The organism is Amycolatopsis sp. NBC_00345 (genome assembly GCF_036116635.1).
GTDB lineage: Bacteria > Actinomycetota > Actinomycetes > Mycobacteriales > Pseudonocardiaceae > Amycolatopsis.
In genome coordinates this window covers 2634299-2661036 of record NZ_CP107995.1, presented here as the reverse complement: position 1 = coordinate 2661036, position 26738 = coordinate 2634299, and the positions used below count along the sequence as shown (strand labels likewise).

Here is a 26738-nt window from a genome sequence, read left to right as displayed (position 1 = left end):
TGGGGACTCTAGAGCACTCCCGTTACGGCGATGCTAAGGCGCTGTGAGAAACGTGCGACCCGGTCACACCAGCGCGTGACGCCCGCCGCGCTCGCTGTCGCGGCTCTGGTCGAGCATCCGGGCCGCGACCCGGCCGATCGCCGCGTCGAGCTCCTCCCGGCCGCCGGGGCCCCAGTCCGCGAGCCGCTCGGCGATCCAGTCCTTCCACGCGCGCACGAGCTTGCCGAACTCCCGCTCGCCGCTCTCGGTGAGCGCCCAGCCGCCGCCGGAGTAGCTCAGGTAGCCGGTCAGCTCCAGCCGCGCGAACGCCGGCTCGAGGACCTGCGCGGGCACGCTGTAGTGCTCGCCGATCGCCGTCAGCGTGGCCGGTTCGCCGCGGCGCTGGCGCAGGTGGACCTGCACGAGGCACCACAGCCCGCCGTGGTCCAGCTCCGCGCCGGAGCGCTCGGCGATGGCGGGCGCGACCTTCCGCCGCTCGCGGAAGAACAGCGTCGAGATCGCGCGTTCCAGCTCGCGGTCGTGGTCGCGCGCCTCGGGCATGCCGAAGCCGTCGCCGAGGTCCGGCGCGGCCGCGCGCGAGGTGTCCCGCAGCGGCATCTCCTTGAGGAAGAACGAGAGCACCAGCGCCACGAGCCCGACCGGCGCGGCGGAGAGGAACACGACGTGCAGCGACTGGCTGTACGCCCCGATCACCGGTTCCGCCACGCTCGCCGGCAACTGGTGCAGCGCCTGGGGCACCTGCACTGCCCGCGGGTCGACCCCGGGTGGCAGCGGGTGCGCGGCGAGCGCCTTCCCGACGTTCGGCGCGAGCTGGTTCGCGTACACCGTGCCGAAGATCGCGGCGCCGAACGAGCTGCCGATGGACCGCAGGAACGTCACCCCGGACGTGGCGACGCCGAGGTCGCGGTAGTCCACCGTGTTCTGCACGGCGATGGTCAGCACCTGCATGCCGAGCCCGATCCCCAGCCCCAGCACGGCCATGTACAGCGCCGACTCCCAGAAGCCGGTGTGCGGGCCGAGGCGCGAGAGCAGGTAGAGCCCGGCCGTCATGCCGATGGCGCCGAGCATCGGGAAGATCTTGTACCGCCCCGTTTTACTCACCAGGTTGCCGGACAGGATCGAGGCGAACAGCAGGGCGAGCACCATCGGCAGCAGCCGCACGCCGGACGAGGTGGCCGACACGCCCTGGACGTACTGCATGTAGGTGGGCAGATAGGACAGGGCGCCCAGCATGGCGAAGCCGACGACGAAGCTCATGATCCCGCCGACGGTGAACACCGGGTTCCGGAACAGCCGCATCGGCAGCATCGGTTCCTTCGCCCGTAGCTCCACGAGCACGAACAGGCCCAGCAGCACCAGCGAGCCGATGGCCATGCCGATGATCGTCACCGAGCCCCACGGGTACGTGGTGCCGCCCCAGCTGGTGACCAGCGTCAGCCCGGTCGCGGCCAGGCCGATCAGCAGGATGCCGAGGTAGTCGATCACCGGTTTGACCACGGCGCGCGCGTTCGGCATCACCGCCGTGGCGACCACCAGCACCACGACGACCAGCGGGATGTTGACGTAGAACGCCCACCGCCACGACAGGTGGTCGACGAAGAAGCCGCCCAGCATCGGCCCGGCGACGGTGACGACGCCGAAGACGGAGCCGAGCGCGCCCTGGTACTTGCCGCGCTCGCGCAGCGGCACGACGTCGGCGATCAGCGCGGTCGAGGTGACCATCAGCCCGCCGCCGCCGAGGCCCTGCACCGCCCGCCAGATGATCAGCCACGTCATGCTGTCGGCGAACCCGCAGAAGAACGACCCGACGCCGAAGATCAGCACGGACAGCTGGAACATCAGCTTGCGCCCGAACAGGTCGCCCAGCTTGCCGATGACCACCGTCATGATCGTCTCGGCCAGCAGGTACGCCGTGACCACCCAGGACAGGTGCCCGGCCCCGCCGAGGTCCCCGACGATGGTGGGCAGCGCGGTGCCCACGATGGTCTGGTCCAGCGCCGCGAGCAGCATGCCCAGCAAAACCGCGCCGAACACCGCGTTGATCTTCCGCCGTGACATCCCGGCGCCCGCCGGCACCGGCTCCTGTGTGACCTCAGCGGTCGCCGTCATGCAGCCCTCCTCGCGCTCGCGTCCACCGTATTGCCCGGTGTCCACTGTGGATAGCCACTCGTTCCGGTGACCGGGCGACTGATTCCGGGACGCGGCGTGACCGGCCGGATTGACATCCAGTCCAGATCTGAACAGAATGTCCAACCGTGGATTACGTCGACGCGCGCTCCGATCGCCGCTATCCCCTCGACCCGCTGCGCTGGCGCGGCGACGACGGCGCGCCGCTGAGCGTCGAGCCGATGCCCGGGATCACGCGGGCGGACGTGGACACCGCCACGAGGTCGCTGTGGCGGTACCGCGCGGCGCTGCCCGGCGGCATCCGGCGCCCGATCTCGCCCGGCGAGGGCTGCACTCCCCTGGTCGAGCTGCCGTGGCGCGGGCACGGCACCCGGTTCAAGCTCGAGTGGTTCAGCCCCACCGGGAGCTTCAAGGACCGCGGCAGCAGCGTGCTGCTGTCCGTCCTCGCGGAGGCCGGGGTGACCTCGGTGCTGGAGGACAGCTCCGGCAACGGCGGCTCGTCGGTCTCGGCCTACGCCGCCGCGGCCGGGATCGCGGCGACGATCCTCGCGCCGGAGTCGACGTCGCCCGCGAAGGTGCTGCAGAGCCGTGCGTACGGCGCGAAGGTCGAGCTGGTGCCGGGCACCCGCGACGACACCGCGGCCGAAGCGCTGCGCCGGTCCGGCGAGACCACGTACGCGAGCCACAACTGGCACCCGTTCTTCTTACAGGGCACCAAAACCCTCGCCTACGAGCTGTGGGAGGACCTCGGCTTCACCGCACCGGACAACGTCGTCACCGTCGCCGGCGCGGGCAGCATCGTGCTCGGCTGCGACCTCGGCTTCGGTGAGCTGCTCGCCGCCGGCGCCATCGCGAAACGGCCGCGCCTGCTCGTCGCCCAGCCGGCCAACTGCGGGCCGATCGACGCGGCCTTCCGCGGCGCCGCGCCCCGGCCGTTCGCGCCGACGATCGCCGAGGGCACCGCGATCCGCGAGCCCGTCCGGCTGCCCGAGGTGCTCGCCGCGATCCGGCGGTCGGGCGGCACCACCGTCGCGATCGGTGAGGACGAGATCGCCGGTGCCACGCGCGGGCTCGCCGCCATCGGCCTCTACGCGGAGCCGACCAGCGCCACGGCCGCCGCCGCGGTCGACGTCTTCCGCGCCCGCGGGGTGATCGCGCCCGGCGAGACGACCGTCGTCGTCCTCACCGGCTCCGGGCTCAAGGCCGCGACGACGATGGACCGGCTCGTCTGACCGGGGGCGGGCAATTGCTGCGGAAAGCAGCTACCTCGTTCGGCGTCTCCGCGGCGACGGTCAGCCACCACCTGCGCCGGGGCAGTTCAGCGGCTGTGGCTGCGCCGGTCGTAGGACACCGCGTAGATCGCGCTGCGGGCGGCCAGCACCGGGTCGTCGGACAGCTCGATGCCGGGCGTCAGCTGGGTGGGGTCGAAGACCTGCGCGGCCCAGTGCTCCGGATCGGTCACCTCGGCCGTGATCGCCAGGCGCCCGGCGGTGAGCTCGGCCCGCTCGGCCGGCCAGACCAGGGTCGAGTCGTGGGTCGGGTCGCCCGGCTCGCCCAGCTGGACCTTCAGCGTGAACTCCACCGGGCCCTGCCCCAGCCGCTCGGCCAGCTCCTCCGCGAGGTGGGCGGCGGACCAGTCCGTGCCCTCGCCCTCACCGAGCACGGCCTCCCCCGCCACCGGCTCCCAGCGGTAGCGCACGGGCCGGCCGACGCCGTCGGACCCGCGCCAGAGGAAGGCGTGCACGGCCCAGTAGGTCGTCGCGGGCGTAGCTCCGCGGCGTCGGCAGCTTCGCGGCGGCCGCGAGGGCCGGGCCGGCGCTCGGGTGCGCGGCGACGTGCGCCTGCACCTTGGCCAGGTCGGGCGTGCCGGTCTCCGGGTCCGGCCCGGCGGCCTTCAGCAGGTGCAGGAAGTCCTCCGGCGTCGAGGCGATGAACCGGTCGAGGTTGATCGTGACGAGGTCGGTGGTGCCGCCGCCGGGCAGGTGGAACTTGGTGGCGAAGCCGCGCACGGCCCGGTCGGCGTCGGGCAGGTGCGGGTTGGTGTCGGCGTGGGAGAACCGCACGGTCGCCCGGACCGGCTCGCCCCGCAGGTGCGCCGCCGTGGTCAGGTCGGCGACGACGCCGGACGGCACGAACTCGGTGTCGTAGCAGACGCCGCGAGCGTGGGCCCGGCGGTACTGCGCCGATTGTACTGATCCGGGAAGGTGCCCTTCAGCTGCTCGATCTCGTCCACAATGGACGCCGACAGCTGGGAGGCCGGCAGTTCGGAGGTCACCCCGCGAAGGTAACCGGCCCCGCCGCGCCGCGCCCGGCGTTCTGTCCGCGCGGCCACCGAAGTGTTCCCGAACGCACCAAGATCATCTCGGCCGGACCGGCCGCGGGTTTGTCAAATCGAAAACCCGATTTCGAGTAGTTCGACTAACGTGATCTCTCGCACACCTTAAGTCTTCCTTGGTGCGCTTGGTCACTAGCCTCTTGCCCGCTAGCGTCTCGCAACCATGGATTCCACAGTGGTCACCGAGAAGGGTGACAACTACACCAAGGCACTCGGCAAACGCCAAGTGCAGATGATCGCGATCGGCGGCGCGATCGGCGTCGGGCTGTTCCTCGGCGCGGGCGGCAAGCTCCACACGGTCGGCCCGTCGCTGGTCTTTTCGTACGCGATCTGCGGCATCGCCGCGTATTTCGTCATGCGGGCCCTGGGCGAGCTGGTCATGCACCGGCAGTCCTCCGGCAGCTTCGTCACCTACGCCCGCGAGTTCATCGGGCCGTGGGCCGGCTTCGTCTCCGGCTGGATGTACTGGCTGAACTGGGCGATGACCGGGATCGCGGAGATCACCGCGGTCGCGATCTACGTGCACAAGTGGCTGCCCGACCTGCCGCAGTGGATCACCGCGCTGGTCGCGCTGGGCGTGCTGATGGCGGTGAACCTGCTCAGCGTCAAGCTGTTCGGCGAGCTGGAGTTCTGGTTCTCCGTGGTCAAGGTGACCGCGATCGTGGTCTTCCTGGTCACCGCGCTCGGGCTGGTCTTCACTGGCGCGAACATCGGCGGCACCCCCGCCGGCGTGCACAACCTGACCGACCACGGCGGGTTCTTCCCGGCCGGCATCGGCATCGCGCTGATGACCCTGCAGGCCGTGATCTTCGCCTACTCCGCGATCGAGGTCGTCGGCATCGCCGCCGGCGAGACCAAGGACGCGGAGAAGGTGCTGCCGAAGGCCATCAACGGTGTGGTGTGGCGGATCGCCGTGTTCTACGTCGGCTCGGTGCTGATGCTCGCGATGCTGCTGCCCTGGCCGTTCTACAACGGCGACGAGAGCCCGTTCGTCACGGTCTTCTCGCGGCTGGGCATCGGCGGCATCGGCGACGTGATGAACGCCGTGGTGCTGACCGCCGCGCTGTCCTCGTGCAACTCCGGCCTCTACTCGACCGGCCGGATCCTGCGCGCGCTGGCCGAGAAGGGCGAGGCGCCCAAGTTCGTCGGCAAGATGAACAGCCGCCACGTGCCCTACGGCGGCATCCTGTTCACCTCGATCGCCTACGTGCTCGGCGTGGTGCTGAACTACATCGTCCCGTCGGAGGCGTTCGACATCGCGATCGCGGTCGCCTCGCTCGGCGTGGTCGCCACCTGGGCCACGCTGATCTACTCGCAGCTGCGGATGCGCCAGGCCGCGCTGCGCGGCGAGCTGGAGCGGCCGAGCTACCGGATGCCCGGCGCGCCCTACACGAACTGGGCCACGCTCGCGTTCCTCGTGCTGGTGGTCGTGCTGATGGGCTTCTCCGACGGCGCCGAGAAGATCGCGTTCTACTCGATCCCGGCGATCGTGGTCGTGCTCGTGCTCGGCTGGCGGTTCGTGTCGCGCCGCCGCCCGGCCGACGCCGAGGTCTGACCCGCACCACCGGCAGTGCCCCCGCACCGGGCACGCCGGGCCGGAGAGGCTTCCGGCCCGGCGTGCCCGGTGCGGGCATACTCGGACCCTCCGGTGCGCCCGCGCCGGCGACGGGAGGTTCACGGTGGTCTCGTCGGAGGCGTCCCGGAAGGTGACGATCCACGACGTCGCCCGCAGCGCCGGCGTCTCCCGCCAGACCGTTTCCCGCGCGCTCAACGACAAAGCCGAGATCGACGGCGCCACCAAGCAGCGCGTGCTCGACGCCGCCCGCGAGCTGGGCTACCGGCCGAGCCGCTTCGCCCGCGGCCTGGTGCGGCAGGACACCACCACGATCGGCCTGGTCATCCCCGACCTGCGGAACCCGTTTTTCACCGAGGTCGCCGCCGCCGCGCTCGAGGCCGCGCGGGGCCGGGGCTGGCACGTCGTCGTCTACGACACCGCGGACAGCGCCGCCGAGGAACTCGGCACCCTGCAGGTGATCGCGTCCCAGGTGGACGCCGTCGTCGGCTACTTCAGCCAGCCCGAGGACGAGCTGGACCGCTTCACCCGCGGCATCCCCGTCGTGCTGATCGGCCGCGAGCACCACACGCCACGGTTCAGCTCCATCCGTATCGACGGCTCCGAGGGCGTCGCCGAGGCGATCGCGCACCTCGTCGCCGCGGGCCACCGGCGGATCGGGATGCTCGACCACGCCGGGCGCGCCGAGCCCAGCATCCGCCGCGAGTGGTTCGCCACCGCGGCCGCCGCGCACGGCCTCGACGCCGGTGCCGTCGAAGGCGCCGCCCAGTCCGTCGACGGCGGCGCGGCGGCGCTCGAAACGCTGCTGCGGGCGCACCCGGACCTCACCGCGGTGTTCACCTTCAACGACATCATCGCCATCGGCGCCCTGCGCGCGGCCCGCCGGCTCGGCCGCGCCGTGCCCGCCGACCTCGCGGTGATCGGCTTCGACGGCCTCGAACTCGGCACCCTCGTGCACCCCGCGCTCAGCAGCGTCGCCCTCGACACCCGCGCCCTCGGCGCGCTGGCGATCGACCAGGCCGCCCGCCTGCTCACCGGCGCCACCCCGCTGACCGCGGCCGACCTGGTCGTCCGCGCCCGGCTGCTGCTGCGCGAATCCGCCTGAAACCCCGTCTCCCGCGAACCCGGGTTCTTGACACGCCGGGCCTGCTCAAGCATGCTTCCCGGCAATTCGTGAACGTTCACGGGAACGTTCACGGACCTGTCCGGAGGGTCCCCGATGACGTTGACTCGACGAAGGTTCCTGACCGGCGCGGCCGCCCTCGGCGCCGCGGCGTTCGGGGCCGCCGCCTGCACCAGTCCCACCACCGCGAACCCGGGGCGGATCACGCTCTGGTACACCTCGAACGGCCTGTCCGAGCAGGTGCTCGGCGAGGCCGTGCGGCGGTTCGCCGCCGACAAGCTGACGCCGTCGCAGGTCAGCGGCGAGCTGAAGCAGCGGCTGCTCGCCGCGCTGGCCGGCGAGGCCTACCTGCCGGACATCACCATGCTCGGCGACGACATCGCGACCTACTTCGCCGACACCGACCACTTCGTCGACCTCAACACCCTCGGCGCGGCGGAGTCGAAACCCGAGTACCTGCCGTGGAAGTGGCAGGCCGGCGCGAGCCCGGACGGGTTCCAGCTCGGCTTCCCCGTCGACGTCGGCCCGGCCGCGCTGTACTACCGGCACGACCTGTTCGCCCAGGCCGGCCTGCCGAGCGAGCCCGACGACGTCGCGGCCGCGGTGCCCACCTGGGACGACTACTTCGACTTCGGCGTGCAGGCGCAGAAGAAGCTGCCCGGCCGCTACCTGATCACCGACACCAAGACCGTGTTCACCTACTCGCTGGCCCAGGAGCCGCGGAAGTACTTCGACCGCGACAACCACTACCTCGACGACCAGTCGCAGGTGCGCCGGGCGTGGGACCGCGCGGTCAAGGCGTTCCGGCTGGGCCTCACCGCGGGCTACGCGGGCTCGCAGAGCCAGAACGGCGAGTCCATCGACCGGCACGCCGCCTGGAACAGCGGCAAGGAGCTGAGCTTCGTCAACGCTTCGTGGATTTCGGGCGAGCTGAAGCAGTCCGCGCCCGCGACCGCGGGCAAGTGGCGCGTCTGCCGCGCCCCCGGCGGGGCGGGCAACCAGGGCGGCTCGTTCCTGGCGATCACGAAGTACTGCCCCGACCCGCACGCGGCGTTCGAAATGGTGAAGTGGCTGCAGTCGCCCGCGAACCAGCCGCAGACGTACCTGGAGCTGGGCCTGTTTCCGCCCAGCCCGTCCGTCTACACCGACCCGCGGCTGCTCGCGCCGGAGCCGTTCTTCGGCGGCCAGGTGACCATGGACGTGTTCTCGAAGACCGCCCGTGAGGTGCAGCCCGTCTACTTCAGTCCCTGGGACATCACGATCAGCGACACCTACACCGACGCACTGACCACTGTGGAGAGTGCCGGCAAGGACCCGGAACAGGCGTGGAACGACGCGCGGTCCTCGGTCGAACGGCTGCTGCGCCGTCAGGGGGTGCTCTCGTGACCGCGATCCTGCCCGCCCCCGCCACCGCGCCGGCGCGCCACGCCCCCGTCAGCCGCCGGAAGCGCTGGCGCTACCTGCCGCAGTACCTCGCGATCGCGCCGTTCTTCCTGCTGTTCGCGGTCTTCGGCATCTACCCGGTGCTGTACTCGCTGTACCTCGCGCTGCAGCGCTGGGACGGCGTCGGGCCGATGAAGTTCGTCGGGCTGGAGAACTTCCGGTTCCTGCTCAGCGACGCCACGTTCTGGGAGTCGATCGGCAACACCCTGGTCATCTGGGTCATGTCGACGGTCCCGATGACGGTGCTCGCGCTGCTGATCGCGCTCGGGCTCAACTCGTCGGTGCGCTTCAAGGGCGTGCTGCGGGTGGCGTACTTCCTGCCGAACGTCACCTCGATCGTGGCCATGTCGCTGGTGTTCGGCTCGATCTTCTCCAGCGACTTCGGCATCCTCAACTGGGTGCTCGGCCTGGTCGGGATCGACCACGTCCAGTGGCTCACCGACCCGTGGGCGATCCGCGGCGCGATCTCGATCATGATCATCTGGCGGTGGACCGGCTACAACGCGATCATCTTCCTGGCCGGTCTGCAGGCGCTCCCGCCGGACGTGTTCGAGGCGGCCCGCATCGACGGCGCCGGGCCGGTGCAGACGTTCTTCCGCATCACCCTGCCGCTGCTGCGCCCGGTGCTGCTGTTCTCCGTGGTGATGTCGGCGATCAGCGGGATGCAGATCTTCACCGAGTCCCAGGTGCTGCTCGGCAACCGCGGCGGCCCGGACGGCGCCGGCCTGACGATGGTCCTCTACTTCTACAACACCGCGTTCGCGGACAACGACTTCGGCTACGGCGCCGCGATCGCCTGGGGCATCTTCGTCGTCGTCGTGCTGTTCTCGATCCTGAACTGGCGGCTCGTCCAGCGGCCGGCCCGCGGCCAGGTCAAGGAGACGGTCCGATGACCACCACTCGCGGACGCGTCGTGACGTACGTGGCGCTCATCGTCGGCGCGCTGCTCACCCTGTTCCCCTACTACTGGCTGGCCGTAATGGCGTCCAACACCACGGCCGACATCTACGCGGCCCCGCCGCGGCTGACCTTCGGCGGCCACCTGTTCGACAACATCGGCCAGGTGTTCGCGAAGATCGACTTCTTCGGCTCGCTGCTGAACACGCTGATCGTCGCGGTGGTGACGACGCTGCTGGTGCTGTTCTTCGACTCGCTGGCCGCGTTCACCTTCGCCAAGTACGACTTCCCCGGCAGCTCGGTGCTCTTCGGCATCCTGCTGGCCACGTTCGTCGTGCCGACGCAGCTGGCCGCGATCCCGCAGTTCGACCTGATGGCGCACTTCGGCTGGGTGGGCGACCTCAAGGCGCTGATCATCCCGGCCGCCGCCAACGCGTTCGGCATCTTCTGGATGCGCCAGTACGCGCGCGGCGCCATCCCGGACGAGCTGCTGGAGGCCGCGCGGATGGACGGGGCCGGGTTCTTCCGCACCTACCTGTCGGTCGGCCTGCCGGTGCTGCGCCCCGCGCTGGCGTTCCTCGGCATCTTCACCTTCGTCAACGCCTGGAACGACTATCTGTGGCCGCTGGTGGTGCTGATCGACTCGAACCACGTCACCCTGCAGGTCGCGCTCTCGCAGCTGAACGGGCTGTACGTCAAGGACTACAGCGTGGTCATGGCGGGCACGCTCGTCGCGATCGTCCCGCTGGTCATCGTGTTCCTCTTCGGTGCCCGGCACTTCATCCGCAACATCGCCGCCGGCGCCCTCAAGGGCTGAACCGCAAGGAGTGAAAAGGAAGCCATGTCGCCGTCGTACTTCGAAGACCCCGCACCCGGGCGCGGTTCGGCCGCGCCGCGCGCCGCGTTCACCTCGGACGCGCGTGCGGTGAGCTTGAACGGGACGTGGCGATTCCACCTGTCCCCCTCCCTCGCGGCCGCGCCGGAGGGCATGCACCGCGAGGACTTCGACGACCAGGCGTGGGACACGCTCCCGGTGCCCGCCCACTGGCAGCTGCACGGGCACGGGAAACCGGCTTACACCAACGTGCGCTACCCGTTCCCGGTGCACCCGCCCGAGGTCCCGTCGGACAACCCGACCGGCGACCACCGGCTGAGCTTCGACCTGCCCGCGGACTGGCCGGACGAGCCGGCCGTGCTGCGCTTCGACGGCGTCGACTCGTGCGGGCGCGTCTGGCTCAACGGCGAGGAACTGGGCGTCACGAAGGGCAGCCGCTTGCCGGCGGAGTTCGCCGTCGGGCACCTGCTGCGCCCGCGCGGCAACGTGCTGGCGGTGCGCGTGCACCAGTGGTCCGCGGGCAGTTACCTGGAGGACCAGGACATGTGGTGGCTGTCCGGGATCTTCCGGGACGTGACGCTGCTGTCCCGGCCGTCCGGCGGGATCGCCGACTACCAGCTGCACGCCGGCTACGACCACGTCACCGGCCGCGGCACGCTGTCGGTCACGGCCGCGGACGGCGTCCTGCTGAGCGTGCCCGAGCTGGGCGTCGACAGCCTCCCCGCAGGAGAGGTGACCGAGCTGCCGGTCGAGCCGTGGAGCGCCGAGTCGCCGCGGCTGTACGAGGGCGTGGTGCACACCGCCGCCGAGCGGGTGCCGGTGCGGATCGGGTTCCGCACCGTGGTGATCGAAGACGGCCAGGTCAAGGTCAACGGCTCGCCGGTGCTGTTCCGCGGCGTCAACCGGCACGAGCACCACCCGGAGTCCGGCCGGGCGCTGCCCCGCGAGTTCGCGCTGGCCGACATCGAGCTGATGAAGCGCCACAACGTCAACGCCGTGCGCACCAGCCACTACCCGCCGGACCCGTACTTCCTCGAACTGTGCGACCTCCATGGCCTGTGGGTGGTCGACGAGTGCGACCTGGAGACCCACGGCTTCGGCGACCTCGGCTGGGCGGGGAACCCGAGCGACGATCCCCAGTGGACGGACGCCTACCTCGACCGGATGCGCCGCACCGTGGAGCGGGACAAGAACCACCCGTCGATCGTGCTGTGGTCGCTCGGCAACGAGGCCCACACCGGCCGGAACCTCGCGGCGTCGGCCCAGTGGACGCGCGAGCGCGACCCTTCGCGGCCGGTGCACTACGAGGGCGACTTCGAGTGCGAGTACGTCGACGTGTACAGCCGGATGTACGCCGACCACGCGGAGGTCGACCGGATCGGCCGGCGGGACGACCCGAACGAACGCCGCCGCGCGCTGCCGTTCCTGCTGTGCGAGTTCGCGCACGCGATGGGCAACGGCCCGGGCGGGCTGCTGGAGTACCGCGAGCTGTTCGAGCGGTACCCGCGCTGCCAGGGCGGGTTCATCTGGGAGTGGATCGACCACGGCCTGGCCCGGCGTGACGCCGAGGGCCGCGCCTACTTCGCTTACGGCGGCGACTTCGGCGAGCAGATCCACGACGGCAACTTCGTGATCGACGGCGTCGTGCACGCCGACCGGACGCCGTCGCCCGCGCTGCTGGAGTTCGCGAAGGTGTTCGAGCCGGTGCGGATCACCGCGGCCGCCGGCGGGATCCGCGTGGCGAACCACTACGACTTCGTTTCCCTGGACCATCTTGCCTTCTCGTGGGTGTACGAGGAGGACGGTGTCACCGTGGCGTCCGGCGAGCTGGCCGTGCCGTCCGTCCACCCTGGACAGAGCGCCGACGTCCCGCTGCCGGCTTTGCCCGACGTCACGGGCGAGGGCTGGCTGACCGTCCGCGCTGTTCTCCCTGGCCCCACGGCGTGGGCACCCGCCGGGCACGTGGTCGCGTGGGGCCAGCTCTCGGTCGCCCCCGCGCCCATGCCGCCCCCTGCGGCCACCGGCGCGGCGCTGCACCATTCCGGCACTGAGCTACGCCTCGGCGCCGGGACCTTCGACGCGGCGACGGGCCTGCTCACCGCGCTCGGCGGCCAGCGCGTCCACGGGCCGCGGCTCGACCTCTGGCGTGCGCCGACCGACAACGACCGCGGCTCGGCACCGTCCGAGGAAAGCCAGTGGCGCGCGGCCGGGCTGCACCGGCTCCAGCACCGCGTCGCCGCCGTCGAGCTGCGGGACGCCGAGCTGGTGGTGTGCACCCGCGTCGCCCCGCCCGGCCTCGGTTTCGGCCTGCTCGCCGGCTACCACTGGACCGCGGACGCCGAACGGCTGCGGCTGCGCGTGGAGGTCGAGCCCGACGGCGAGTGGCCGTGCACCCTGCCCCGGCTCGGCCTGCGGATGGCGGTGCCGGGCTCGTTCGACGCCGTCGAGTGGTTCGGCGCCGGACCGGGCGAGGCGTACGCGGACAGCAGGCAGGCCGCCCGCGTCGGCCGCTTCGCGCGCGCTGTCGACGAGCTGCAGACGCCGTACACCTACCCCCAGGAGAACGGCAACCGCGCCGACACGCGCTGGCTGCAGCTTCGGTCATCGGGCGGCGCCGGCATCCGGATCGACGGGGAGCCGCTGTTCGACTTCACCGCCCGCCGGTGGACCAGCGAGGACCTGGACGCGGCCCGGCACACCGTCGACCTCGAGCCGGGCGAGCTGGTGCACCTGAACCTCGACCTCGCGCAGCACGGGCTCGGCACGGCGTCATGCGGGCCGGGGGTGCTGCCGCAGTATCGGCTCCAGGCCCAGAAGGCGAGTTTTACGCTCACCTTCACGGCTGCCGAAGCGTCCGTCTGACGGCTCGTGCTACTCGCGTTCCGGTGCTGATCCGAGCCGGGTCATGCCCCGTCGAAGCACAGGCAGAAGGGGTGGCCGGCGGGATCGAAGAGCACCCGGACGTTCTCCTGTGGCTGGTGCTCCGCCAGAACGGCTCCCAGGGCCACTGCCTCGGCGACCGCCGAGTCCAGATCGCCGACCTGGAAGTCGAAGTGCATCATCGGACGCTGGTCCCCGGCGGCCGGCGGCCAGACCGGAGCGCGATAACCGTCCGCCTGCTGGAACACGAAGAAAGGTCCTTGCGGAGAGGCGGCGACGACGGCCGTTCCGGGCTCATCGTGCCCGATGTGCCAGCCCAGGAGTTCGGCGTAGAACCTCGCCAAGCCACCGGGGTCCGGCGCCTCGATCGCCGTCCCCCACCACATGCCACCGGTTCGTGATTTCATCCACGCAGTCTGCCTCGTGAGCACGCCCTTGTCGCGGGCTTGACCGGCAGCTGGTCGCGGGCCTGGGGTGGAGTGTGACTCAGGTGCCGTAGCGGTCCTTCACCACCGAAGGCGTGTCCACGTTGTGCCCGGCGTCGATGCTCTGCGCCAGCCGCAGGTACTGCCCCTCCGCCCACATCAGCGGGGCGGCGCTGCCCGTCGGGCGGCCGAGGCCGAAGCAGGCGGCGGCGGCGCGGTCCCACACCTGCTCGGGCACGAAGTACCCGTCGTTCGCCGCGTCCGCCATGGACTTCAGGTAGACCGCCGCGGACCGGCCGTTGGCCAGCTCGTACTCGCCCCGCTCCCCCGACAGCACCGGCCACAGCCGCCCGAAGCGCTGCGGGCCGTTCGCCGGCCAGCCGGTGCACGCCGTGGTGCTCTCGCCGTAGTTGTCGTGCGGGTAGCGGTGGAAGTAGACGTCGCCGTCCGGCAGCGTGACCGGCATCGGCGCGTTGCTGTCCGAGGCCGCCGCGGTGGCCGTGACGGACGCCGCGATGGTCGGGTCGGCGGCCGGCCGGATGCCGAGCCGGACCAGGTCGAGGAAGCCGAAGTCGACGACGTCGTGCTCGTAGAAACAGCCTTCGTCGAAGCAGATCTGGCCGCCGTCGTCGGGGTCGGTGCCCTTCTCGATCCGTTCGTAGTACTTGTGCCCGCCCCAGTAGCCGGAGCTGGTGACCGTCCACGAGTCGAGCGAGCCGCGCCAGGAGTCCGCGGTGGACTCCCACGTCGCCGCGCTCGTGGTGTCGCCGTTGGCCCGCGCGATCGCTCCCGCCGCGACCAGCCCGGCGATCTCCGCCGCGATCGACGACGGCGAGCGGCCGGCCTGCTCCTCCCACCGTTCCGTGGTGGCCGGGCCGGTGGTCCGGATGTGCTCGGCGGTGAGCTTGACCTTCGTGTACGTCGCGGAGTCCGTGAGCCCGGTCAGCCAGGCCAGCACGATCGCGTCGGCGTCCTGGTCCAGCTGTTCGCAGCAGCCGAGCAGCTGCCCGCTCGCCCCGGCGACGCCGCTGACCGGGCTGTAGCGCGGGAACGCGCCCGCGGCGTACGTCGTGCCGTCGCCCGCGGTCGGCGAGCCGATCCACTGCGAGTTCCACAGGAACTCCGCCATCCGCCGGGGCTGCGCGGTGTCGCCGGCGGCGAACAGGCCGGTCGCCTGCTGGTACAGGTCACGGCCCCAGACGCGGTGGTAACCGTCGTTGAGGCTGTCGCCGTTCACGACGTCACCCCACGGCGTGGCCAGGCCCGCGACGCTCGCCCCCGGGTGCGTCTTGTCCTCGGCGGCGTGCAGCCCCATCGCGGCCACGTAGTACGCGCGGCGCCGCTGCGTGTCGCCGGAGACGCTGGCCGGGGCCGGTTTCAGGCCGCCGACGTAGGAGTTCCAGCCCGACCGGTAGCCGCTTTCGAGGCTCGCGAACCCGCTCGACAGCGAACCGCTCGCCGCCCCGCTCGCGGCCGCCGCGCTGGCGCCGTACCCGAGCGCGACCGTGAACGTGGTGTCCGCCGCGACCGGGATCTGTCCACACTGGACGACGTTGCCGGCGCCGGAGACGCCGTCGAACTGGTTGCTCAGCGTCTTGTCGGCGCGCAGGTCCGTGAGGCAGTCGCTGGCCGCGCCGGAATACCCGTTGTCGTGCGCGGAAAAGCCGAGCGAGGACTGCAGCGACGACACAACCGTCGTGCTGGTGCCGAACAGGTTCTCCGTCCCGCTCGCGACCAGCCCGGTGCCGTCCCACGACGCGGTGTCGTTCGCGGCGCCGCCCGCCATCGACGGGTTGGCCAGCAGGAACAGCCGGTAGCTGCCGCCGTCGAGCGACTGGAAGCGCGTGCGCGTCACGAGCGTCGCGCGGGCCGGGTCGGTCAGGTAGGTCGTGGTGATCCGGTACTTGCCGCTCTTCGCGGTGTTGGTGACGGTGTACTCGAGCGCCTTCTCATCGGGCATCGAGACGACGTGGTCCGTCGCGTCGCGCTCCAGGTCGACGAAGGAGGAGCCGTCGGTGACGACGTACTGCATGTCCTGCATGTTCGGGACATCGGCGCGCGGGTAGAAGACCTCCGACGTGACGCCGTTGGCGACGGTGTACCAGACCGGGCTCGCGGTGCCCGCCGCGGCCGTGCCGAGCGCGGACTTGTCCCCGGTCGTCCACGACGACGGGCCGCCGCAGCAGTCCGTCGCGGGCCCGGTCGCGGCCGTCGCCGGGGCCGCGACCACGGCCGACGCGGCCAGCACTGTCACCACGACCGCGCGGGTCTTCGTCCACGTCCTCATCCGGTTCCCTTCGGCTTCGGCGGCCTGGCCATGGTGCCGCCGCCCGGGGCCGCGGGACAACGGCCGAACGGCGGGAACCGGGACGGTTCAGGCGGGCGATCGCGGAAAGCGCCAGGTCACGCTCGTCCGCGGGGTGCTGATCCCCGCCCGTTCCGGCGCGGTGGCCGGCCGGACAGCCACCGAACCACCTGATGGGGTGACGTCCGGCGGCCCGAAATTGTCGTACCCGGATGGTCTCCTGTCTCCCGAGAGCGGCCGCCCGCCCCGAGGCGCCGCCGGGAACCCAGGAGAAGAGCCATGGCCGGAGACACCGTCATCACCGTCGTCGGGAACCTCACGTCCGATCCGGAGCTGCGTTTCACCGCCACCGGCGCCGCGGTCGCGAGCTTCACCGTCGCGTCGACCCCGCGCGCCCTCGACCGCCAGACCAACGAATGGAAAGACGGCGAGGCGCTGTTCCTCCGCTGCAGCCTGTGGCGCCAGGCCGCGGAAAACGCGGCGGAGTCGCTGACGCGCGGCACCCGCGTGATCGTGCAGGGCCGCCTGGTGCAGCGCTCCTTCGAAACGAAAGAGGGCGAGAAGCGCACGGTCGTCGAACTCCAGGTGGACGAGATCGGCCCGTCGCTGCGCTACGCCACCACCACGGTGAACCGCGTCGCCCGCTCCACCTCGGCGTCTCCGGAAGGCTCCGACGGCACTTGGTCCACCACTCCGGCCACCGCGAGCGCCGGGGCTGGCGATCCGCCGTTCTGACGCCCCGCGGTTGGGCTCGCACGGTCCGGCTCTCTGCTTCAGCTCGGACTGTCCACACACGACAGTCGACCTCAGGGCAGGCGTTGTGCTCGCAGGACGGCGTCGTGGGTGTGGTGTGTGCCGGCGGGAGCGGGGGTGACGCGGGGGCGGGTTTCGTTGGTCAGGATGTTCCAGGTGGAGTCGAGGAGATGGGCGATGGTGTCGGGTTGGTAGTAGTCGGCGGGGTCGAAGCCCTCCCCGTGGTCGTTGCGGTGGTCCTCCCCCTGACGAGGAGCCGGATCCGCGAGGGCGTGGGTGGCGAAGAGCAGGGTGCCGCCAGGGGCGACGGCGTTCAGCAGGCCGCGCAGCACCGCGTGGCCCGGCTCGCGCCGGAGCGGGAAGTACTGGATGGACACCAGGTCGAAGGAGGCAGCTGGGAGCGGCATAACGGTGAGGTCGGCTCGTGCCCACGCCAGCCGGCTCTTGATGTCCGTGGCAGCGGCGATCTCAGCGGCGGCGATGTCCGTGGCAGCGGCAGCAGCGGTGGCGGCAGCTGCGGTGGCGGCGGCGCCACGGCGCAGGGCGGTCTCGGACACGTCGACCGCGGTGACCTGCCAGCCGTGGCGGGCCAGCCAGAGTGCGTCGGCGCCTTCACCGCAGCCGACGTCGAGCGCCTGGCCCGGTGGCAGGCCGACGGTCTCGGCGACGAGGACTCCGTTGGGGTTACCGCTGAATATCCGGTCGCGGCTGCGGTACATCTCGTCCCAGCGTCGGGTGTCCATGGCGTTCGGCCTCTCGTTGGTTCCTGGGCGGTCCGCGCGGGGCGGCTGTTGCCAACCCCAAAGTCCGCCCACTTTGGCAATGAAGCAAAGTTCTTTGCGGAAAACGCAAAGCGCGGGGCAGAGTGAACGCATGAGCGAGGACGTCGACGCCGTGCTGGCCGCGGTCGGGCCCCGGTTGCGGGGGTTGCGCCGCCGCCGCGGCGCCACCCTGAGCGCCTTGTCGGAGACCACCGGAATTCCGATCAGCACCCTGTCGCGGCTGGAGTCCGGGCACCGCAAACCGGGCCTGGAACTCCTGCTGCCGTTGGCCAGGGCCTACCAGGTGCCGATCGACGAGCTGGTCGGCGCCCCGGCCGAGCTCGACCCCCGGGTGCATCCGCGGCCGCGGACCCGCAACGGCATGACCGTCCTCCCGTTGACGCACAATCCCGGCGGGCTGCAGGCGTTCAAGCACATCGTCCCCGCCGGTCTGACCGACGGCCGCGAGCCCGATCCGCGATCACACGAGGGTTACCACTGGCTGTACGTCCTCAATGGCCGCCTGCGCGTCATACTCGGCGACAAGGACTTCGTCCTCAGAGACGGCGAGGTCGCCGAATTCGACACGCACCTCCCGCACTGGTTCGGCAACGCCGACGAGCGCCCAGTGGAGTTCCTCAGCATCCTCGGCCCGCAGGGCGAACGCGTCCACATCAAGGCCCGATACCGCCCGGAGGACCGTCACGCAGCCCGGCGCATCCCCCGTATCGGGTGAGTCACGCAGTGTCCACGCGGGACCGCGGCCCGCGCGGCGATGACATCCGGGGTCTCGGTGCGCGGCGCGCGCCCACTATGGTGGACCGATGGGGTCAGTCAAGCAGTTCCAGGTCACCTTCGATTGCGCGGAACCTGAGCGGGTCGCTCGTTTCTGGTGCGAGGTGCTGGGGTACGTCGTACCGCCGCCGCCGGAGGGGTTCGCCTCTTGGGCCGAGTTCGATCGCTCGCTGCCGCCCGAGAGTCAGGGTTCGGCGTTTGCCTGCGTTGATCCCACGGGGGTGGGCCCGCGGCTGTTTTTCCAGCGCGTTCCCGAAGGCAAGGTCGTCAAGAACCGGGTGCACCTCGACGTGCGGGTCGGCACCGGGCTCGTGGGTGACGAGCGCCTCGCCACTCTTGAGGCCGAGTGCACCCGGCTGATCGCGCTCGGCGCGGTGCGCGAGCGGGTGCTGCTTGCCGATGGCATCAACGAGTCCTGCATCGTGATGCAGGACATCGAGGGCCACGAGTTCTGCCTCGACTGAGGCACGCCCCACGCACACGACAGGTGCCCGGCGGTCAATCCGCCGGGCACTGCCGCCGAAATTCGCCTACTCGATGACGTAATAGCTGATGATCTCCGCGGGAGCGAGCAGTCCACCACGACAGAGGGCGATCGACGGTGCGGCATACGCCACGGTCACCGTGCCATCCGACGACCAGAATTCTACGCCGTTGTTGCACTGGGCAATCACCTGGTAAGTGGCCGGCGCCTGGTTGCAGAAGACGTCGACCCCCTGGCCGAGTTCGATGTCGAAGTACACGGCAGAGCACGACGACGGTGGCAGTGGCACACCGGTCGGCGCGGCCGGTGCCGCGGTGGCCGAAGCTCCGCCGAACGCGCTCGCGGAAAGTAACATAGCCCCAAACGTCACCATCGTGGCAATTACGTTTCTCTTGCGCACATTTGCCCCTTAATTAAATTAGGAACAATCCCAGAGAGTTCCGATATCACGCTACACTGCGGCCAAAATTTCCGTCAATTCATCGAGCGAGTGACGCACTCTTGGGCCAGCGTGATGGCTGTTCGCGATCTTCACTCGATCGTGGCGCAGGTTGGTATATTTAGTTAGCTGCGCGAACGCAGCCGGACAGTGGGTCATCTTCACCTCAATAGCAAGATCCACATCGAGCCCCTCAGAAATCACGCGACAGTATCACCACATTTCATTATCGCGGACAAACTCTAATCGAACGAGGGCGCATTCATTCGATCGAGTCAACTCGTCGCAGCACGCCTGACAAATCATTAGTGCGTGCAGATATATTGCAACGACAGGGAAGGGAGCGCGTAGCCGCCGACGGAAAATTCGCTGCACCAACGTAAGCGTGAAAGGGTTCGAAATGCCCGACGAATTCCTGCGGCTACCGGCGACGCCGGCCCGCTGGATCCGCACCAGAATGCGCATACTCGCCATCGCGGCGGTCTCCGGACTGGTGATCTGCCTGATCGGGCCACCAGCCCCGGCGGCAGCGGCGACCGCACCGACAGACCTCGGCACACTCCCCGGCGGCCACGACAGCCGCGCCGCCGCCATCAGCAGCGCCAGTCCGGGCCTGATCGTCGGCGTGTCCGAGCTCACCGGCGGACAGACGCACGCGGTCGTCTGGAGGCCGGTCGCCGGCGGGGGCTACGGCACCCCGCTCGACCTGGGCGCGCTCGAGAACGACAGCGACGCGACCGCGATCAATGCGGCGGGCATCGTCGCCGGCCACTCGATCACCTCCGCTGACGACCTGCACGCCGTCGTCTGGACCCCGGCCGGCACCGGCTACAACCGCCCCCTCGATCTCGGCACCCTGCTCGGCGGCTCCACCAGCTCCGCCACCGGAGTCAACGCCGGCGGTGTCGTGTCCGGCAGTTCGGAAGCGCTCGGCGGCACGACCCACGCGACCGCGTGGAAGCCCGGCCTGCTCGGCGGCTACGCGGGCGCCGTGGATTTGGGCGTGCTGGCCGGCGGACACACCTCGATTGCCTCCTCCGTGGACGACGCCGGCAACGTCGCGGGTGTCGCGGACACCGGCGGCAAGACGCACGCGGTGGTGTGGAAGCCCACCAGTACCGGCTACAAACCGCCGATCGACCTGGGCACCCTTCCCAGCGGCAACCTGAGCGTCGCGTTGGAGATCGACACCAGCACGATCGCCGGCTACGCGGAGACCGGCACCGGCACGGTGCACGCCGTGGTGTGGAAATCCACCGCGACCGGCTACACCAGCGCCATCGACCTGGGCACGCTCCCGAACGGGGGCACCAGCGCGGCGAACGGGATCAACTCCGCCGGGGCCGTCGTCGGCACCGCTGAACTCGCCGATGGCGATCTGCACACGGTGATGTGGATGCGCGACGGTAGCGGGAACTACGGCACCCCGACCGACCTCAGGACCTTGGCCGGCGGCATGGGCAGCGCCGGCTCGTCCATCAACAGCGTGGGCAGGATCGCCGGCGGCTCCGAGACCAGCGCCCACACCACACACGCCGCGGTCTGGTCCGAATCCACCACCCCCCTGGCGGTCAACAGAATCGCCCTCATGAGCGCGGACGTGGACCGGCCGGCGTCGCCGATTGACGGAGGTGTCACTGTTCCGGTCAATGTGGGGAACAACGCCTACGGCACACCCTACGGGCAAAAGAATTTGCCTTCGGTAGACAGAACGATTTCGACGGATCAGGTAACAGGGGTCCTCCCCTCTTAGCCAAGAGGAGGTGCAACATCCCGGATGATCGGGTGGCAGGCTTTGTGCACGGTCAGGGTTTCCGCCTCGACGCTCCAGTGCAGATCGGCGCGGCCAGGCAGGTCGGCGTTGCCGGTCACGCAGACCAGCACGCCGGGGTAGCTGTCGAACAGCTCGTCGAGCAGGTCCTCGGCGAGCGCGGTCTCCGAGGCCGGCCAGTCCAGCAGCAGCACCCGAGGCGCGCCGCGCAACGCCCGCGCCAGGCTGACCTGGTACCGGCCCGCGCGGGACAGGCCGTGGCCACCCTCGCCGACGCGGGTGGCGAGACCGTGCGGTAGCGACTCGGCGAGCGCGGTCTCCAACCGGTGCTGGAAGGCCGCGAGCGCGTCCAGCCGGGTCGCAGTCGACTCGTCGAGGTCTCGCTGCGGCACGTTCCCGTGGCCGAGGTTGACCCGCACAGTGCCGCGTAGCAGCGGCAGGTCCGGGGTGACCAGCCGGATCGCCCTTCCCACCGATGCCGGATCGTGGGTGGCGAGATCCTGCCCGTCCAGCAGCACCGAGCCGCCGTCGGCCGAGTGCAGCCGGGCGATCACCGCGAGCAGCAGTGACTTGCCGGCGCCGGGCGGACCGTGCAGCGCGACCCGCTGTCCCGGTTCGACAACCGCGTCCGCGCCGGAGCGCACACCCGGCAACCGAAGATCGACCAGTTCCAGTCGCCCAGGCCCGTCGGCCAGTTTCGGTGCCTTCTCCGGCGGGCTGAGCAGGGCCGGGGTGCCGATCACCTCGGTGATGCGGAGGCGGGCGATCTTCGAGCGCTGCCAGGCCTCCTGCGCCTGGGTCAGCGAGACCAGCGGGCCGCCGAGAAACCCGGCGATGGATACCAGCGAGGTGATGACGTCCGCCCGCGCGCCGACCTCGACCGCGGCACCGATCACCGCGACCACGATCCCGATCCTGGCCGCCTCGGCCGTCGCGACGAGCCTGCCGACCGAGCCGGCCTGGCGGACCATCGCCTCGCTGAATCGCCTGCTGTGCCGGGACAATAGGCGACGCTCCCGGCGAATCCGGCCGAGCGACTGCATCACCGCCGCGTAGGTGACTCGCTCGTTGACGAAGGAGGCCAACCGGCCGGTCTGCCGACGCGCCTCCCTGACCCGGCTCCGCAACGCCCTGCCGAACAGCAGCGCGACCCCGAGGCAGATCACCAGCCAGCCGGCCGCGGCGGCGCCGGCCGCCGGGAGCATGACCGCGAGCACGCCCATCGTGCACACCACGAAAACGCCGTCGACCACCAGCGCGGCAACGCCTTCGCCCGCCCAGTTGCGCAGCGCTGCCGAGTCACCGGTGAACCGCAGCACGGTAACGCCGACCGCGCGCCGGTCCGCCGCCCAGTTCTGGCTGCCGGAAACATGATCGAACAGCCGGACCCGAACAGCATGCACGTAGCTTTGCGCGAGGCGCTCCCCCATCGGCGGGCTGAGCGCCTTGAGCAACACCGTCACTGCCGAGGTCACCGCGAGCGCGATGAGCAGCCAGCTCGTGGACCACCGCTCGATCGGCGCGTAGATGCCGACCTGCCGCACGACGGTCCGCGCCGGATGCTCGACGTGGTCGACCAGTACGCGCAGCAGGACGGCGAACGCGACCACGCATGTCGACTGCGCCACCCCGACCAGCACCAGCCAGAGCAGCATCCGTCGCCGGCCGGCCCCGATGGCACTCGGCATGTCGAACTGCCGGCCTGCCGGCGGTGGGGCCGAGTCGTCGGGGCTGGTCACGGCATGTCGGTCCGTCCGTCCACCACTCGTAGCAGTCCGATGGCGGTGTCCGGGTCGGACAGCAGGCCTGCGCCGCTCCTGCCGGATTCGAAGATCTCGGTGGACAGGTAGATCGGCAGGTTCACGGTGTCACGGGTTTCGGCCATCGCGAGTGGCGACGAGGTGAGTACGCCGCTGAGTCCGAGCACCGGCAGACCCCATTCCCGCAGCCTGCGCACGCCCTCGATCGCGCCGAGCGCGTCGCGGGTGGCGAACAGCACGCCGTCCAGCCAGCGCCGGCACTCGGCGTCGCGCAGCAGCGCGGCGGTTTCGGTTTGCAGCAGTCCGTCCGCGACCTCGATCACGATGACCTCGCTGCCGCCACGGGTGAGTTCGGCGATCAGCCCGCCGAACAGGCCACGCAGTTGGCCGATGCCCAACCCGACGGTGGTGGCGTATCCGCAGTCGGTGAAGTCGTGCGTGACGACCGCGCCCGCATCGTGCATGGCGAGGACGTCCTCGTAGGAAACGGTGCCGGTCACCTTGGCCGCACCGACCCGGTAGCCGGCCTGGCTCAGGCCGCGCACCAGGTGCACCGCTGCCGTTGTCTTGCCGGTGTTCATCGCATTGCCCCTGCCCGAAAGTCCCTGCCCTCACCAGCAGAAACGCCAGTCAGGGACGCCGGGGACCCACTCCGGCGACAACCCGGACAACGGCTCAGATGACGGGGTATCGCGGAGTGGGGGATGGTCCCTCTCTGATGATCCGGGCGGCACCTGATGACCGCCGCACCCGGGAACCCGGGTTCGGAGAAGGCACACGGCGAGCACGGCCCGGGTAGCTCGATCCGTGCCGCGGGCGACGCTCACACCCTGGCGAAGGCAGCACGCATTGTGAGAGCCGCGCCATGGCACGGCAACGCGTCAGAGACGCTACTGCAGGCACGGCCGTGGGAAGTGAGCAGCCACGTCCGCAGCGCCCGGCCAAAGATATCTGAGACTGCTTGAAACAGCAGCGAACCGGCGTTGGAGATCGGAGAGGTTACCGCGACCGCCATTTGATCTTGACCCGGGAGTCCGGATCGAACACCCGTGGTTCTCGATGAACAGCCGCACGAACTCCCGCTGTTCGTCCAACGTCATGTCCGGCCGCGCCTACCGCGCGCCCGCGATGTCCACATTGAACACCGGGGGTGGCAGCTCGGCCAGCTCGGTCCGCCGTGCGTCCAACCCATCCAGCGACTTGGCGATCCCGTCGCGGCACGCGGCGTGCGCGTCGGCCGCGATCGCGTTCAGAAACTCAGGCTTGTCCAGCTTGGCCCACAACTGGTCAAGCACGTACTTTTCTGTGCCCTCCAACATGATCCCGGTGCACCCTCGGCCGCCCGTGTTCGGATGGCAATTCAGGTACGGCAAATGCCGTTTGCCCATCTGCTTGAGCGAGCCGATCAGCTTGTGATCGCACACCCCGCACACGGCCAGGCCGCCGGTCAGCAGGTAGCGGCGTCCTTTGTTGCCCTTGTGCTGGATACCGATGGGGTAGGTGCCTTTGCCGTCGATCTGGCCCCGTTACACCCACTGCCCCGCGATCGTCGAAGCAACGATCATGCCCCGCACCGAACCTGCGGTGATCTCACCGCGTGCGCGCCGCGCAACCCGCGCTGCCGTAGTTCGGCCGCGATGTTGGACAGCGACCACCCCGAGAGCACCCACTCGGCCGCTTGCCGGATTGCGTCGGCCTCATCCGGTACCGCTGCGTAGGTCTTGGTGCCGTCCTCGGTCTTGGCGTGCTTGTAGCCGAACAGGCGGCTACCCGCAGGCTCGCCGAGTGCGGCCCTTTTCGCCAACGTGTCATTGATCCGCTGCTTGAGTCTGCGCACCTCACCGGCACCCAGCACGGCCTTGATCCCGGCTACGTCATCGCGTACCCGGACGATGCCGTCCCGGTTGGTGTGCAACTCGGCGATGCCTGCCGCGTCCATCATCGCGGCCAGCTGAAACCATGCGATCTCCCAGCGCTCAACCCGGTACTGCTCGACCGTCCACAGGTGCGCGACCTCGACCCGGACGATCGCCTCACGCAGTAGCTCTTACTGCGGCCGGTGAACGTCGTTCTCGGCCGCTGTGAGGTGGTTGTCCGCAAACACGCGCACCGGTATGCCCGGCCACATCTCCGCCGCGTACTTCCGTCCCCATCACTCTTGCGCCGCGACGCCCTCTTTGCGGCCCGCGCGATCCACCGAGATCCGGCAGTACAGTGCCACGTACCCGGTCAAACTCCGCTCGGTCATAGAGTGACCGTCCAGCTCCTACGTCTTCACAGCAAGTACCGGAAGGCAAGGTCGTCAAGAACCAGGTGCTGCTTGCCGATGGCGTCAACGAGTCCTGCATCGCGATGCAGGACATCGAAGGCCACGAGTTCTGCATCGGCTGAGGCGCCGACAAGCCTTGGCGGCGAGGACTCCGGCGGCGGGCTCGGGGCGTCAGACCGTGACGCCCGGCCCGTCGGCGGCCGGGACGCCGTCGAACGGAACGCCCTGATAGGCGCCTGGGCCAGTTCGTCCCGGGCACACGGGTCGCCGGTCGCTAGCCGGTCTCGCCCGGCCGGTCGACGTAGCCGAGTCGCAGGTGCTCGCTGTGGTAGACGGCTTCGTCGAGCAGCTGCGCGACGTGGCTGTCGTAAAGGCTGTAGACGATGCTGCGCCCGTTGCGCGTGCCGACGACGAGCCCGAGATTCCGCAGCAGCCGCAACTGGTGCGACACCGCGGACTGCTCCATGCCGACCGCCTCCACCAGGTCGCCGACCGCCAGGGGCTGCTGGCGCAGCGCGCTCAGGATCAGCAGCCGGCTGGGCGTGGCGAGCGCCTGCAACGTCGTCGCGACCGCCGCCGCGGAAGTCGCGTCCAGCGGCCCCGCCGGGCTGTGCCGGCCCTCGACCCCGTGTCCCATGAGCAAGGAGCCTAGAACACCACCCTAGACATGAACACGTCTTCATGCGTTCTGCTACCGTTCCGGCATGACCACCCACGGGCACGGACACGGGCACCCGCCGACGCGGTGGGCCAAGCTGCGCCACGCGCTGAAGCCGCACAGCCATGACTCCGGCGACCTCGTCGACAGCGCGCTCGAGGCGAGCCGTGCCGGGATGCGGGCGTTGTGGCTGTCGTTCGCGGTGCTGCTGGCCACCGCGGCGGCGCAGCTCGTCGTCGTGGCGTTCACCGGTTCCGTCGCGCTGCTCGGCGACACGCTGCACAACTTCGCCGACGCGCTGACGGCCGTGCCGCTGGCCGTCGCGTTCCTGCTGGCGCGCCGGAAAGAGACCCGCCGATTCACGCACGGCCTCGGCCGCGCGGAGGATCTCGCCGGCCTGGTGATCCTGCTCGTCATGGGCGGGTCCGCGGTGCTCGCGGGCTGGCAGGCCGTCGACCGGCTCGTGCACCCGCGCGCGATGACCGGCGCCGGCTGGGTGGCGCTCGCCGGCGTGATCGGCTTCGCGGGCAACGAGCTGGTCGCCCGGTACCGCATCCGGGTCGGGCGGCGGATCGGCTCGGCGGCGCTCGTCGCGGACGGGCTGCACGCGCGGACCGACGGCTTCGCGAGCCTCGCCGTCGTGCTGGCCGCGGGCGGGGCGCTCGTCGGCTGGACCTGGGCGGACCCGGTGGTCGGCCTGCTGATCACGGCCGCGATCGTCGTCGTGCTGCGCGACGCCGCGCGGGAGGTGTTCGGCCGGCTGCTCGACGCCGTGGACCCGCACCTGGTCGACGACGCGGAGCACGCACTGGCGGACACCCCCGGCGTCGTCGGCGTGGACGAGGTGCGGCTGCGCTGGATCGGGCACTCGCTCGCCGCCGAGGCCCAGGTCTGCGTCGATCCGTCACGATCGCTGGCGGAGGCGCACGGCATCGCGCACGCCGCCGAGCACCGCCTCTCGGCCGCGCTCCCCCGGCTCACCCGCGCGCTCATCCACGCCCACCCGGCGGCTGACGTCAACATCGCCGCCCCCGCTGTCAAGGAAGCGTGAGCACCGCGGGCGGCGGCCCGCACGCGTCGGCAGGCTGACTCTCGTCCCTCACGA

Annotated in this window: 25 protein-coding genes and 1 pseudogene; 13 read left to right on the top strand and 13 right to left on the bottom strand. The window is 70.5% G+C overall.

The annotated features are described in order from the left end of the window. Positions 1 to 63: 63 nt before the first annotated feature. Positions 64 to 2109, bottom strand: a complete 2046-nt coding sequence (locus OG943_RS11830) for an MDR family MFS transporter (protein ID WP_328609780.1) — start codon at positions 2107 to 2109, stop codon at positions 64 to 66. Between the two features lie 146 nt (positions 2110 to 2255). Here OG943_RS11830 and OG943_RS11825 point away from each other — a divergent pair, with 146 nt between their 5' ends. Then, positions 2256 to 3359 (top strand): threonine synthase, encoded by a 1104-nt coding sequence (locus OG943_RS11825; RefSeq protein WP_328609779.1) that lies wholly within the window; start codon positions 2256 to 2258, stop codon positions 3357 to 3359. Positions 3360 to 3445: 86 nt separating this feature from the next. Here OG943_RS11825 and OG943_RS11820 read toward each other — a convergent pair whose 3' ends face one another. Genes OG943_RS11820 through OG943_RS11810 form a run of 3 tightly spaced genes read right to left on the bottom strand, consistent with a single transcriptional unit; the run spans position 3446 to position 4402 of the window. Then, positions 3446 to 3826 (bottom strand): hypothetical protein, encoded by a 381-nt coding sequence (locus OG943_RS11820; protein WP_328609778.1) that lies wholly within the window; start codon positions 3824 to 3826, stop codon positions 3446 to 3448. Further along, on the bottom strand, positions 3780 to 4259 hold the full coding sequence (locus tag OG943_RS11815; RefSeq protein ID WP_328609777.1) for a catalase: 480 nt from the start codon (positions 4257 to 4259) through the stop codon (positions 3780 to 3782). Before OG943_RS11815 ends, OG943_RS11820 begins: the two co-directional genes overlap by 47 nt. After that, the gene (locus OG943_RS11810; protein ID WP_328609776.1) at positions 4232 to 4402 is read right to left on the bottom strand and encodes a hypothetical protein; all 171 of its coding nucleotides are present in this window, start codon (positions 4400 to 4402) and stop codon (positions 4232 to 4234) included. Before OG943_RS11810 ends, OG943_RS11815 begins: the two co-directional genes overlap by 28 nt. Before the next feature lie 223 nt (positions 4403 to 4625). Between OG943_RS11810 and OG943_RS11805 the strand changes: the two genes are divergently transcribed. From OG943_RS11805 to OG943_RS11780, 6 genes are all read left to right on the top strand, one after another. Continuing rightward, positions 4626 to 6017, top strand: coding sequence for an amino acid permease (locus OG943_RS11805; protein WP_328609775.1), 1392 nt, complete (start codon positions 4626 to 4628; stop codon positions 6015 to 6017). Positions 6018 to 6141: 124 nt separating this feature from the next. After that, positions 6142 to 7140, top strand: a complete 999-nt coding sequence (locus tag OG943_RS11800) for a LacI family DNA-binding transcriptional regulator (RefSeq protein WP_328609774.1) — start codon at positions 6142 to 6144, stop codon at positions 7138 to 7140. Between the two features lie 114 nt (positions 7141 to 7254). Continuing rightward, positions 7255 to 8544, top strand: coding sequence for an extracellular solute-binding protein (locus tag OG943_RS11795; RefSeq protein ID WP_328609773.1), 1290 nt, complete (start codon positions 7255 to 7257; stop codon positions 8542 to 8544). After that, the gene (locus OG943_RS11790; protein ID WP_328609772.1) at positions 8541 to 9494 is read left to right on the top strand and encodes a carbohydrate ABC transporter permease; all 954 of its coding nucleotides are present in this window, start codon (positions 8541 to 8543) and stop codon (positions 9492 to 9494) included. Before OG943_RS11795 ends, OG943_RS11790 begins: the two co-directional genes overlap by 4 nt. Beyond that, positions 9491 to 10315: a carbohydrate ABC transporter permease gene (locus OG943_RS11785; protein WP_328609771.1), complete on the top strand. Its 825-nt coding sequence runs from the start codon at positions 9491 to 9493 to the stop codon at positions 10313 to 10315. Before OG943_RS11790 ends, OG943_RS11785 begins: the two co-directional genes overlap by 4 nt. Positions 10316 to 10339: 24 nt before the next feature. Next, complete coding sequence (locus OG943_RS11780; RefSeq protein ID WP_328609770.1) at positions 10340 to 13195, top strand: glycoside hydrolase family 2 TIM barrel-domain containing protein; 2856 nt, start codon at positions 10340 to 10342, stop codon at positions 13193 to 13195. Between the two features lie 41 nt (positions 13196 to 13236). Here OG943_RS11780 and OG943_RS11775 read toward each other — a convergent pair whose 3' ends face one another. Next, positions 13237 to 13620: a VOC family protein gene (locus OG943_RS11775; protein ID WP_328609769.1), complete on the bottom strand. Its 384-nt coding sequence runs from the start codon at positions 13618 to 13620 to the stop codon at positions 13237 to 13239. A 79-nt stretch (positions 13621 to 13699) separates the two neighbouring features. Next, entirely contained in the window at positions 13700 to 15925 is a 2226-nt protein-coding gene (locus tag OG943_RS11770) for a glycoside hydrolase family 15 protein (protein ID WP_328609768.1), read from the bottom strand. 297 nt (positions 15926 to 16222) lie between these two features. Here OG943_RS11770 and OG943_RS11765 point away from each other — a divergent pair, with 297 nt between their 5' ends. Continuing rightward, on the top strand, positions 16223 to 16678 hold the full coding sequence (locus OG943_RS11765; RefSeq protein WP_328609767.1) for a single-stranded DNA-binding protein: 456 nt from the start codon (positions 16223 to 16225) through the stop codon (positions 16676 to 16678). A 71-nt stretch (positions 16679 to 16749) separates the two neighbouring features. Here the strand turns inward: OG943_RS11765 and OG943_RS11760 are convergent, their stop codons facing one another. Beyond that, positions 16750 to 17439, bottom strand: coding sequence for a class I SAM-dependent methyltransferase (locus OG943_RS11760; RefSeq protein ID WP_328609766.1), 690 nt, complete (start codon positions 17437 to 17439; stop codon positions 16750 to 16752). Positions 17440 to 17569: 130 nt separating this feature from the next. Here OG943_RS11760 and OG943_RS11755 point away from each other — a divergent pair, with 130 nt between their 5' ends. Further along, entirely contained in the window at positions 17570 to 18193 is a 624-nt protein-coding gene (locus OG943_RS11755; RefSeq protein ID WP_328609765.1) for a helix-turn-helix domain-containing protein, read from the top strand. 88 nt (positions 18194 to 18281) lie between these two features. Beyond that, the gene (locus OG943_RS11750; RefSeq protein WP_328609764.1) at positions 18282 to 18716 is read left to right on the top strand and encodes a VOC family protein; all 435 of its coding nucleotides are present in this window, start codon (positions 18282 to 18284) and stop codon (positions 18714 to 18716) included. A gap of 66 nt (positions 18717 to 18782) precedes the next feature. Here OG943_RS11750 and OG943_RS11745 read toward each other — a convergent pair whose 3' ends face one another. Beyond that, a complete protein-coding gene (locus tag OG943_RS11745; protein ID WP_328609763.1) occupies positions 18783 to 19136 on the bottom strand; it encodes a hypothetical protein in 354 nt (117 codons plus the stop codon). Positions 19137 to 19575: 439 nt separating this feature from the next. On the opposite strand from OG943_RS11745, the gene OG943_RS11740 reads away from it, so the two are divergent. Then, positions 19576 to 20928, top strand: coding sequence for a hypothetical protein (locus OG943_RS11740; protein WP_328609762.1), 1353 nt, complete (start codon positions 19576 to 19578; stop codon positions 20926 to 20928). On the opposite strand, the gene OG943_RS11735 is transcribed toward OG943_RS11740, so the two are convergent. From OG943_RS11735 to OG943_RS11720, 4 genes are all read right to left on the bottom strand, one after another. Next, a complete protein-coding gene (locus OG943_RS11735; protein WP_328609761.1) occupies positions 20925 to 22634 on the bottom strand; it encodes an ABC transporter ATP-binding protein in 1710 nt (569 codons plus the stop codon). The two genes, OG943_RS11740 and OG943_RS11735, sit on opposite strands and share 4 nt — an antisense overlap. A gap of 47 nt (positions 22635 to 22681) precedes the next feature. Continuing rightward, positions 22682 to 23287: a hypothetical protein gene (locus tag OG943_RS11730; protein WP_328609760.1), complete on the bottom strand. Its 606-nt coding sequence runs from the start codon at positions 23285 to 23287 to the stop codon at positions 22682 to 22684. 531 nt (positions 23288 to 23818) lie between these two features. Beyond that, positions 23819 to 24130: a hypothetical protein gene (locus OG943_RS11725; RefSeq protein WP_328609759.1), complete on the bottom strand. Its 312-nt coding sequence runs from the start codon at positions 24128 to 24130 to the stop codon at positions 23819 to 23821. A 137-nt stretch (positions 24131 to 24267) separates the two neighbouring features. After that, on the bottom strand, positions 24268 to 24648 hold the full coding sequence (locus OG943_RS11720; protein ID WP_328609758.1) for a hypothetical protein: 381 nt from the start codon (positions 24646 to 24648) through the stop codon (positions 24268 to 24270). A 335-nt stretch (positions 24649 to 24983) separates the two neighbouring features. Here OG943_RS11720 and OG943_RS48325 point away from each other — a divergent pair. After that, positions 24984 to 25097, top strand: a pseudogene (locus OG943_RS48325) (VOC family protein); the annotation flags it as partial. A gap of 152 nt (positions 25098 to 25249) precedes the next feature. Here the strand turns inward: OG943_RS48325 and OG943_RS11715 are convergent. Beyond that, positions 25250 to 25612 carry an ArsR/SmtB family transcription factor gene (locus tag OG943_RS11715; RefSeq protein WP_328609757.1) on the bottom strand — a complete coding sequence of 121 codons (363 nt, stop codon included), beginning with the start codon at positions 25610 to 25612 and terminating at the stop codon, positions 25250 to 25252. 67 nt (positions 25613 to 25679) lie between these two features. Between OG943_RS11715 and OG943_RS11710 the strand changes: the two genes are divergently transcribed. After that, a complete protein-coding gene (locus OG943_RS11710; protein WP_328609756.1) occupies positions 25680 to 26684 on the top strand; it encodes a cation diffusion facilitator family transporter in 1005 nt (334 codons plus the stop codon). The last annotated feature ends 54 nt before the right edge of the window (positions 26685 to 26738 follow it).

Bases quoted from the DNA above. Each gene is read 5' to 3' on its own strand.
- OG943_RS11795 (WP_328609773.1), top strand. From the start codon at position 7,255: ATGACGTTGACTCGACGAAGGTTCCTGACCGGCGCGGCCGCCCTCGGC.
- OG943_RS11710 (WP_328609756.1), top strand. From the start codon at position 25,680: ATGACCACCCACGGGCACGGACACGGGCACCCGCCGACGCGGTGGGCC.
- OG943_RS11730 (WP_328609760.1), bottom strand. From the start codon at position 23,287: ATGAACACCGGCAAGACAACGGCAGCGGTGCACCTGGTGCGCGGCCTG.
- OG943_RS11720 (WP_328609758.1), bottom strand. From the start codon at position 24,648: ATGATGGACGCGGCAGGCATCGCCGAGTTGCACACCAACCGGGACGGC.
- OG943_RS11830 (WP_328609780.1), bottom strand. From the start codon at position 2,109: ATGACGGCGACCGCTGAGGTCACACAGGAGCCGGTGCCGGCGGGCGCC.
- OG943_RS11750 (WP_328609764.1), top strand. From the start codon at position 18,282: ATGGGGTCAGTCAAGCAGTTCCAGGTCACCTTCGATTGCGCGGAACCT.
- OG943_RS11715 (WP_328609757.1), bottom strand. From the start codon at position 25,612: ATGGGACACGGGGTCGAGGGCCGGCACAGCCCGGCGGGGCCGCTGGAC.
- OG943_RS11765 (WP_328609767.1), top strand. From the start codon at position 16,223: ATGGCCGGAGACACCGTCATCACCGTCGTCGGGAACCTCACGTCCGAT.
- OG943_RS11770 (WP_328609768.1), bottom strand. From the start codon at position 15,925: ATGAGGACGTGGACGAAGACCCGCGCGGTCGTGGTGACAGTGCTGGCC.
- OG943_RS11785 (WP_328609771.1), top strand. From the start codon at position 9,491: ATGACCACCACTCGCGGACGCGTCGTGACGTACGTGGCGCTCATCGTC.
- OG943_RS11780 (WP_328609770.1), top strand. From the start codon at position 10,340: ATGTCGCCGTCGTACTTCGAAGACCCCGCACCCGGGCGCGGTTCGGCC.
- OG943_RS11735 (WP_328609761.1), bottom strand. From the start codon at position 22,634: ATGCCGAGTGCCATCGGGGCCGGCCGGCGACGGATGCTGCTCTGGCTG.
- OG943_RS11805 (WP_328609775.1), top strand. From the start codon at position 4,626: ATGGATTCCACAGTGGTCACCGAGAAGGGTGACAACTACACCAAGGCA.
- OG943_RS11740 (WP_328609762.1), top strand. From the start codon at position 19,576: ATGCCCGACGAATTCCTGCGGCTACCGGCGACGCCGGCCCGCTGGATC.
- OG943_RS11775 (WP_328609769.1), bottom strand. From the start codon at position 13,620: ATGAAATCACGAACCGGTGGCATGTGGTGGGGGACGGCGATCGAGGCG.
- OG943_RS11755 (WP_328609765.1), top strand. From the start codon at position 17,570: ATGAGCGAGGACGTCGACGCCGTGCTGGCCGCGGTCGGGCCCCGGTTG.
- OG943_RS11760 (WP_328609766.1), bottom strand. From the start codon at position 17,439: ATGGACACCCGACGCTGGGACGAGATGTACCGCAGCCGCGACCGGATA.